3 protein-coding genes are annotated in these 2,659 nt (G+C 71.3%); 2 read left to right on the top strand and 1 reads right to left on the bottom strand.

Annotated features, from left to right (window positions below; translation table 11 throughout):
* Positions 1-90 precede the first annotated feature (90 nt).
* Positions 91-591 (bottom strand): hypothetical protein, encoded by a 501-nt coding sequence (locus G6027_RS14770; RefSeq protein ID WP_182637833.1) that lies wholly within the window; start codon positions 589-591, stop codon positions 91-93.
* Between the two features lie 184 nt (positions 592-775).
* Between G6027_RS14770 and G6027_RS14765 the strand changes: the two genes are divergently transcribed.
* A complete protein-coding gene (locus G6027_RS14765; protein WP_241727162.1) occupies positions 776-1,570 on the top strand; it encodes a thioesterase family protein in 795 nt (264 codons plus the stop codon).
* A gap of 29 nt (positions 1,571-1,599) precedes the next feature.
* Positions 1,600-2,659, top strand: a 1,060-nt coding sequence (locus G6027_RS14760; RefSeq protein ID WP_182637831.1) for an acyl-CoA dehydrogenase family protein, incomplete at its 3' end; no start/stop codon positions are given.

The following is a 2,659-nucleotide window of genomic DNA, read 5'->3' as shown; positions in this document are numbered from 1 at the left end:
GACCGGGGACCGACCGCCACCCGGCCCACCGGGGCCCCGCTTCCCCCTAAGCCGGTCCGACCCGCTCACGTCGCCACACCGGGGCCCGCGCTAGAGAGTCATCCCGGGCGGCAGCGGTCCGACAGGGGTCGCGTCGCCCGCGCCGGCGAGCGGGTTCCACACGTAGATGGTGGAGGCGTACACGGCGGCCGCGTTGGGTTGCCCCGCCGCCGGCTCCTGCTGCACGCGAAGCTCCACGTGGAAGTCGCTGTGCTGCCCCAGCAGGACACGCGGAGTGGTGCCGGGCTGCGTCGCGACCTGCTCGCCGCGGTGGAACAGGACGACTCGGGTGGGTGACGAGACAGTCCCGCCCGCGGTCTCCAGGAACAGGTAGCCGAGCTCACCGCACAGGTTTCCGCTCTGCCCGACCGTCCACCCGACGCCGGGGAACGGCCCGGGGGTCTGCGCGGCGATCCGCTGCACGTCCACCGAACATCCGGCGGGCGGCGGCATGAGGGAGTCGGTGTTGACCGCGGATGCAGCGGGCGCCCAGGACGCGACCAGGCCGGCGGTCAGGGCTGTGACAGTGAGTGTTCTGACGGTTCCGGACATCGAGGCCACCTCTCCACATGAGCCCTTGCCCCTCTATGGTGACATGGCTCACACCGCAGGGCCACCGTGAGTTGTGGCTGGCTCGCCTCGCCCCCTCGGTACGGTGGGACCACTCGGTGGCGCACCCCTCACGCCGCCTGATCAGGAGAATGCCGTGACCGGTCAGAACGCCCCCGCCCACGCGCTGGACCAGGCCGTCGCGCTCGAACGCGGCGGCGAGAACCTGGTCCGGGGCCGCACCGTCGACGCGTGGGCCAACATGGTCGGGCCGTTCGGCGGTACGACCGCGGCGACCATGCTGCAGGCGATCCTGCAGCACCCCGGGCGACACGGTGACCCCCTGGCGCTGACGTTGAACTTCGCGGGCCCGGTGGCCGAGGGCGAGTTCGAGATCGAGGTGCTGCCGACCCGTACCAACCGCTCCAACCAGCACTGGTGGCTCGAGATGCGCCAGGGCGATCAGGTGGTCACCACCGCCACGGCGATCACCGCGCTGCGCCGCGAGACGTGGTCGGAGACCGAGGCCGGTCCGCCCGAGGTCCCGGCGCCGGAGGACCTGACCCCGGCCGCGGCGGACCGCGGGGTCAGGTGGGTGGACAACTACGACATGCGGTTCGTGACCGGGGCGTGGCAGTCGGTCGAGGACGGGGAGACGAGCCCGGATTCGACGACGACGATGTGGATCCGCGACACCCCGCCCCGCCCCCTCGACCACGTCGCGCTCACGGCGATGTGCGATTCGTTCTTCCCGAGGTCGTTCCTCCGGCTCGGTAGGCCGGTCCCCGCGGGAACCGTGACGTTGACCATCCACTACCTGGCCACCGCGGACGAGATCGCGGCCCAGGGCACGGATTTCGTTCTGGGCAGCGTCCACGCCCACCGGTTCCACGGCAACTACCACGACGAATCGGCGAGGCTGTGGAGCCGCGATGGCACCCTGCTCGCAACGAGTCACCAACTCATGTACTTCAAGTCCTGAACACCGCCGGCCGGAGGAGGACCCAGCTCATGTCGACCACCCGAAACCACACCACCCACGAGGTCCTCAACCAGGCGCCGCCGCGCGTGGACGTGGACGAGTACGCCCTCAATCCTGCCCTCTGCGAGGCCGTGGGCGTCTTCGCCCCCGACGCGGCCACCCAGCGCTTCCACGAGATCGGCCGACACGTGGGCACCGAGCAATACCAGCACGACGCGGAACTGGCCAACACACTGCCGCCGGTGCACCGCGCCCACGACCGGTGGGGCAACCGGGTGGACGAGATCGAGTTCCACCCCTCCTACCACCGGATCATGGAGTACTCGGTCTCCCGCGGGTTGCACACCTCCGCCTGGGCGGACCCGGGTCCCGGCGCCACCGTGGAGCGGTCGGTCGGCTTCATGCTCGTCTCGCAGATCGAGGCCGGTCACGGCTGCCCGCTGTCCATGACGCACGCCGTGGTCCCGTCGCTGCGGCTGAGCCCCGAACTGGCCGCGGAATGGGAGCCGGCGCTGATGTCCACGGTCTACGACCCCCAGCTGCGCGACCCCGCCACCAAGTCGGGCGTGCTGTTCGGCATGGCCATGACCGAGAAGCAGGGCGGCTCGGACGTCCGGGCCAACACCACCACGGCCACCCCGGTGGGCGACGGCCTGCACATGCTGCGCGGCCACAAGTGGTTCTGCTCGGCCCCGCAGTCGGACGCCTTCCTGGTGCTGGCGCAGGCGCCGGAGGGCCTGAGCTGCTTCCTCGTCCCCCGCGTCCTCCCGGGCGGCGAGCGCAACCCCTTCCTGGTCCAGCGTCTCAAGGACAAGCTCGGCAACAAGTCCAACGCCTCGTCCGAGGTGGAGTTCGACGGCACCCTGGGCTGGATGGTCGGCGATGCCGGCCGCGGGGTGCGCACGATCATCGAGATGGTCGGCCGCACCCGCCTCGATTGCGTCCTGGGCGCGACGGCCGGCATGCGTCAGGGTGTGGCCGAGGCCGCGTGGCACGCCCGACACAGGGCGGCGTTCGGGGCGACCCTGGTGGACCAGCCGGCCATGGCCGCCGTTCTGGCGGACCTCCAACTCGAGGCGGAGGCCGCCA

The organism is Dietzia sp. SLG310A2-38A2 (genome assembly GCF_014145095.1).
Taxonomy (GTDB): Bacteria; Actinomycetota; Actinomycetes; order Mycobacteriales; family Mycobacteriaceae; genus Dietzia.
Note: the sequence above shows the minus strand (reverse complement) of the source record. Positions and strands in the feature narration are given on the sequence as shown.

Bases quoted from the DNA above. Each gene is read 5' to 3' on its own strand.
- G6027_RS14770 (WP_182637833.1), bottom strand. From the start codon at position 591: ATGTCCGGAACCGTCAGAACACTCACTGTCACAGCCCTGACCGCCGGC.